At 45.0% G+C, this 5,791-nt stretch carries 4 protein-coding genes; 2 read left to right on the top strand and 2 right to left on the bottom strand.

Annotated elements, in window-relative coordinates; genetic code table 11:
• Positions 1 to 7: 7 nt before the first annotated feature.
• Together AC6R05_RS04260 and AC6R05_RS04265 are read right to left on the bottom strand one after the other, a co-directional pair.
• The gene (locus AC6R05_RS04260; protein WP_500646660.1) at positions 8 to 589 is read right to left on the bottom strand and encodes a TetR/AcrR family transcriptional regulator; all 582 of its coding nucleotides are present in this window, start codon (positions 587 to 589) and stop codon (positions 8 to 10) included.
• Complete coding sequence (locus AC6R05_RS04265; protein WP_500646683.1) at positions 586 to 1,974, bottom strand: coniferyl aldehyde dehydrogenase; 1,389 nt, start codon at positions 1,972 to 1,974, stop codon at positions 586 to 588. Before AC6R05_RS04265 ends, AC6R05_RS04260 begins: the two co-directional genes overlap by 4 nt.
• A 480-nt stretch (positions 1,975 to 2,454) precedes the next feature.
• On the opposite strand from AC6R05_RS04265, the gene speA reads away from it, so the two are divergent.
• Positions 2,455 to 4,362, top strand: a complete 1,908-nt coding sequence (gene speA / locus AC6R05_RS04270) for an arginine decarboxylase (protein ID WP_500646661.1) — start codon at positions 2,455 to 2,457, stop codon at positions 4,360 to 4,362.
• Positions 4,362 to 5,288 (top strand): agmatinase, encoded by a 927-nt coding sequence (gene speB / locus AC6R05_RS04275; protein WP_500646662.1) that lies wholly within the window; start codon positions 4,362 to 4,364, stop codon positions 5,286 to 5,288. The genes speA and speB overlap by 1 nt, the downstream gene beginning before the upstream one ends.
• Positions 5,289 to 5,791: the final 503 nt, after the last annotated feature.

The raw sequence follows: 5,791 nt of genomic DNA on the forward strand, positions 1-5,791 counted from the left end.
TACCAATTTAATCAGGCTTATTGCCACCAATGGCTCGCCAACACATATCAAAGCTCTGTTGAACGTAACTCCGTTGTTCTTCTGTCGAGAGCTGATTTTGGTCTAGCAACCAGTTAACCGATATTAAGAAGTGGCTATGAATGAAATAGCGCACCAAATCCATATCTAGCTTGATCAACTCACCAGAATCTTGTCCCGCTCGTACATTGTCATCAAGCGTAGCGAACAGCTCTGAAACAATTATCTGCCTTGCTTCAGTGGTCGGGTGGAAATGGATATTAGAGAGAAACTTCATCGCAGTAGGATGGGCTGCTGCCCAGTCGATTCCCACCTCCCACAGCTTGTTCATTTTTAGATACAGCGACGTAAAGTTTGTATCAAACTCTTGAAAAACAGCATTGAACAACGCTTGTTTTAACTCCCTAAACAGTTCATCAACTAATAGAGACTTGTTTTCAAAGTGATGAAACAGAGTCGCCTTCGCCACACCAGCCGCTTTAGCAATTTGGGCGGTAGATGTGCCTTCAACGCCTTGCTCGGCAAAGAGTTGAAGGGCGGATTCTAAGATCTGTTGTCTTTTTGTGGTCATCGGTTAATCACTTTAAAAATCAATTTCTTGAACAGATTATTATACGGAGGGTGCAACAGTTTTGTGTAGTTGATTTTACCTCTACTCAGAACCGTTTTGGCATGACTGAAGGTTTTGAATCCCTCAATTCCGTGATAGTGCCCCATGCCTGACGGACCAACACCGCCAAATGGTGCATCATCGACCGCAACATGAACAAGAGAATCATTGATGCACACGCCACCAGAGTGCGTTTTAGACAGCAACTTCTCTTGCACTTCACTGTCGTGACTCATGATGTAAAGAGCCAACGGGCGAGGACGATCGTTAATGTACTCAATTGCTTCGTCCAAAGAATCATAAGGGACGATAGGTAGTACAGGACCAAACAACTCCTCTTGAAGCGCAAGCATGTCGTCGGTTACATCAGTCAGTAGATGAGGCGTCATACGGTGATTCACATCGTCTTGAGCTTGCTCGCTCACCGTATGAATGGTGGCGCCTTTTTGCTCTGCATCCTCAACCACACCTTTTAGTCGTGTGTATTGGCGTTGATTGATCACAGAGGTAAGTTCTTTGCTCTCAAGTCCCGCAGGGTAGAGCTTTTTAAAGTAGCTCTTATAGGCGTCTACAAACTCATTAACTTTTGCCTTAGGGAGCAGAATGTAATCTGGAGCAACACAGATTTGACCGGCGTTGAGACTTTTCGAGAATAAGATGCGTTGAACCGCGTCCATGATTTCCATGTCCGGTGCAATCACTGTCGGAGACTTGCCGCCTAGCTCGAGCGTTACTGGCGTTAGATTCGCAGAAGCTGCTTTCATCACATGTTTGCCCACCGCTGTCGAGCCAGTGAACATAATATGATCGAAAGGTAGGGCGCTGAATTGCGCTGCGATATCAGCCTCACCCTCAATGATCGCGATTTGATCTTCACTGAACCCTTCGCTCAACATCTTTTTTAGTACTTTATTGGTTGCTGGCGTGAATTCAGACATTTTCATCATCGCGACGTTACCCGCAGCCAACGCCGTCGCTAGTGGACCAATAGACAGGGTAATAGGGAAGTTCCAAGGGACAATGATGCCAACCACACCCAATGGTTGATAGTGGACACTCACCTTAGCCGGTTGGAGCATTAAACCAGCACCTCGGCGAGAAGGCTTCATCCATTTCTTTAGGTGTTTTCGGTTGTAATCAATTAAATGCAGCGAAGGCGTAATATCCGCTATGAGGGAGTCATATTTTGCTCTTTGGCCATAATCCTCGGATAACGCATCGATGATCTGATCTTGATAACGGACGAGTAGTTCTTTCAAGCGAGCAAGATCGTCTTGACGCGTTTTGAGATCGGGATTCGAGTTAGAACGAAAGTGTGCTTTTTGAGCCGAGAACGTCGCGTTCATATCAACACCGACAGTGGATTCATCATTGGTTATTGGATTTTGGTTCATTGCATTTTACTCCCTGTTTAGCTGACTGACCGATCGGTCAGTGGTTTAAATTTATACTAGCCCTTTTTGTTTTACAAGGAACGATAAGAAAAAGTTTAAAAAATGTGCAAGGTTGGTGTGTTCAGAAAAACAAGGTAAGCGTGCTCAGAAAAAGAAGTTGAATGGGGTTTTCTTATGGGTCGCGAAAAAAATCTGACTTTGTGTACGGTGCGTATTAGCTCCAGAATTGGCGGCAAACCTTGATGTACCGTTATCTCAGGCGTGTGTAAAACAGCGTTTGTCGAGACGACAAATATCTATGATTGGACTCGCTCGCCAGAATATCAGTTAATGCGCCCAACGAATCGTAACGTATCGATTTAACTTGGGTAATGCCGCATGTATGAACAGGGTGTTACTTGGTGATGGCCCTATATTGTGAGGTCTCTTGAAATGGAACAATCAGTTAATTTAGATCGCATCCGTGCAGAATATAATGTTAAGCACTGGAGCCAAGGTTTCTACGGTATTGATGACAATGGAGAAGTGTATGTCTCTCCAAGCAAAATGGATCATCAAATTCCTTTAAGCAATATTGTAAAGCAGCTTGAACAGAAGAATGTCGGCTTACCTGCATTGGTGCGATTCCCGCAGATTGTTCATCAACGAGTACATAATATTTGTAACGCGTTCAACCAAGCTATTGATGAATACCAATACGACAACCGCTACCTGTTGGTATACCCAATTAAGGTAAACCAGCAAAAAGAAGTCGTGGACGAGATTTTAGCAAGCCAAGCTCAGCTAGAACAAAAACAGCTGGGTCTAGAAGCGGGCAGCAAACCTGAGCTGCTGGCGGTATTGGCATTAGCTCAGAAAGCGAGCTCGGTGATTGTCTGCAATGGCTACAAAGATCGCGAATATGTTCGCTTGGCTCTGATTGGTGAGAAGCTAGGTCATAAGGTTTTCATCGTACTTGAAAAGTTGTCTGAGCTTGATCTTGTTTTGCAAGAAGCAAAAGCGCTAGGCGTTAAACCACGTTTAGGTCTGCGTATTCGTCTTGCTTCTCAAGGCGCGGGTAAGTGGCAAGCAAGCGGCGGTGAGAAGTCGAAGTTCGGCCTATCTGCATCGCAAGTATTGACTGTAATTGAGCGATTGAAAAAGGAAGACCAGCTAGAAGCACTCGAGCTTGTTCACTTCCACTTGGGCTCACAAATGGCAAACATTCGTGATGTGCGAAACGGTGTAAGTGAAGCAGCGCGTTTCTACTGTGAACTGCGTGATATTGGTGCACAACTGGATTACATCGATGTGGGTGGCGGTTTAGCTGTGGACTACGATGGCACACGTAGCCAGTCATCGAACTCGATGAACTACGGTTTAGCAGAGTACGCACGTAATATCGTGATGACAGTGGGAGATATCTGTAAGCAGTACCAACAGCCAATGCCAGTGATTATTTCTGAGTCTGGGCGTTCATTGACAGCGCATCATGCCGTTCTGATCACTAACGTTATTGGTACCGAGAGCTATTCTCCGGAAGTGATTGCAGAGCCTGAAGAAGATGCGCCACTACTTTTGAAAAACATGTGGCGTAACTTTCAGTCACTGCGCGATGGCAGCGATGACCGTGCTTTGATTGAGATCTACAACGATACTCAGAGTGACATTGCAGAGGCGCACAACCAGTTCGCAACTGGCATGTTGAACCTTCAAAGCCGAGCATGGGCAGAGCAGGTTTCATTGCGCATCAACTACGAGTTAAATCAGTTGATGAGCACAAAGAACCGCTACCATCGTCCGATTTTGGATGAGTTAAGCGACAGATTGGCGGATAAGTTCTTCGTGAACTTCTCACTGTTCCAATCGCTACCAGATGCATGGGGTATTGATCAGGTATTCCCTGTATTGCCACTAAGCGGTTTGGATAGAGTGAATGAGCGACGTGCAGTGGTTCTGGATATTACTTGTGATTCAGATGGCACTATCGACCAGTACGTAGACGGTCAAGGTATTGAAACAACGTTACCAGTACCTGCTTGGAACCCAGATGAGCCGTACTTAATGGGCTTTTTCTTAGTCGGTGCGTACCAAGAGATCTTGGGTGATATGCACAACCTGTTTGGTGATACACACAGTGTGGTTGTAAACGTTGATGACGAAGGTAAAGCGAACCTAGATTACATCAATGAAGGTGACACTGTTGCTGACATGATGCGCTACGTACACATCGATGTGGATTTGATTCGTCAAAACTATGAAGAAATGGTCAGCGCGAAAGTACCACAAGAAGATCAGCAGAGTGTACTTGCTGAGTTAGAGCAAGGCTTAATGGGCTACACCTATTTAGAGGATTTTTAATGAACGATCTGTTTACTAAAAAAGATTACTCGTTGTACTCCAATGCAATGACGTTTATGCGTCGTCCTTTGGTACAAAATCCGGTCGATGCTGAGGCAGATGTCGTGGTGCTTGGTGCGCCACTAGACATGGCAACATCAGGTCGTCCGGGCGCGCGATTAGGTCCAGATGCGATTCGTCGTGCCTCAGTCAACTTGGCGTGGGAAGGGAAGAAATTCCCGTGGGACTTTAATGTCTTCGACCACATCAAGGTAATTGACTCTGGAGACTTGGTGTTTGATACCGGCGATGCGGAAGATTTAACGGTGCGATTAGAAGCTGCGGCGACGGAAATCCTTAACAGTGGTAAAACGCTATTAGGCCTCGGCGGTGATCACTTCATCACATTGCCTTTGCTGCGCGCTTACGCGAAGAAGTACGGTGAAATGGCATTAATTCATTTTGATGCACACACTGATACTTACAGCCACGGCAGTCGTTATGATCACGGCACCATGTTCTATCATGCGCCAAACGAAGGGCTAATTTCGAAAGAGCATTCTGTTCAAGTTGGCATTCGTACCGAGTATGAGAAAGACGAGCACGGTTTTAACGTTATCAATGCGATGGAAGCGAATGATCTGAGCGTGGATGAGGTCGTGTCACGCATCAAGCAAACTGTCGGCGATAAGCCTGTTTACTTGACGTTTGACATTGACTGTTTAGACCCAGCGTTTGCTCCAGGAACCGGTACACCAGTCTGTGGTGGGCTAAACTCCGACAAAATCTTGAAGATTATTCGTGGTCTTCAAGGTGTAAACATGGTCGGAATGGATGTTGTCGAGGTGTCACCAGCTTATGACCAAAGTGACATTACGGCATTAGCTGGAGCAACCATTGCTCTAGAGCTTTTGTACGTTTGGACTGCAAATCGTCTAGCTGACTGATTTTCAAAGTACACACATGATTTTAAGAAGCCACTGTTTTAGCGAACAGTGGCTTTTTTGTTTTACGCTTCACTGGTGGAAGATGAGTCGTATGGCGTGAGATAACTTCGAAAATAGTATTTCCACCATAGCGAGATTTGAGCACGATAGCTCTATTGAAAGCGCATAATTGTGGAAATTGACGCCAGTTAGTGACTATTTTTGACTGAATATAATAAGTCCTTATTTGTGCTCATTTATTTCGATAAATCTGGCTCAGAAAGCGGACGCGATTCGATATGCAATCAATTCCCCCTGTAAATGGAATTTTCCTAAGGAAATACTAGTCTTAAGAGTAAATGAGTTCGATAAACATCAAGTAAAAACAAAATCGAACCATCATGAGCTAAAGATAGATATCTTGGTAAAAATTAGTGGTTGAATCTGAGTTACAACCCAACAAGCGCTTACAACAATTCTTACACGATGATGAGACCCATCATTATGTGTATCTAGGGGGACAT

The sequence above is a fragment of the Vibrio sp. R11-SG3-ISO9 genome, from assembly GCF_059834255.1.

Coding starts and splice junctions, on each gene's coding strand:
- AC6R05_RS04260 (WP_500646660.1), bottom strand. CDS start 589: ATGACCACAAAAAGACAACAGATCTTAGAATCCGCCCTTCAACTCTTT.
- AC6R05_RS04265 (WP_500646683.1), bottom strand. CDS start 1,974: ATGAACGCGACGTTCTCGGCTCAAAAAGCACACTTTCGTTCTAACTCG.
- speA (WP_500646661.1), top strand. CDS start 2,455: ATGGAACAATCAGTTAATTTAGATCGCATCCGTGCAGAATATAATGTT.
- speB (WP_500646662.1), top strand. CDS start 4,362: ATGAACGATCTGTTTACTAAAAAAGATTACTCGTTGTACTCCAATGCA.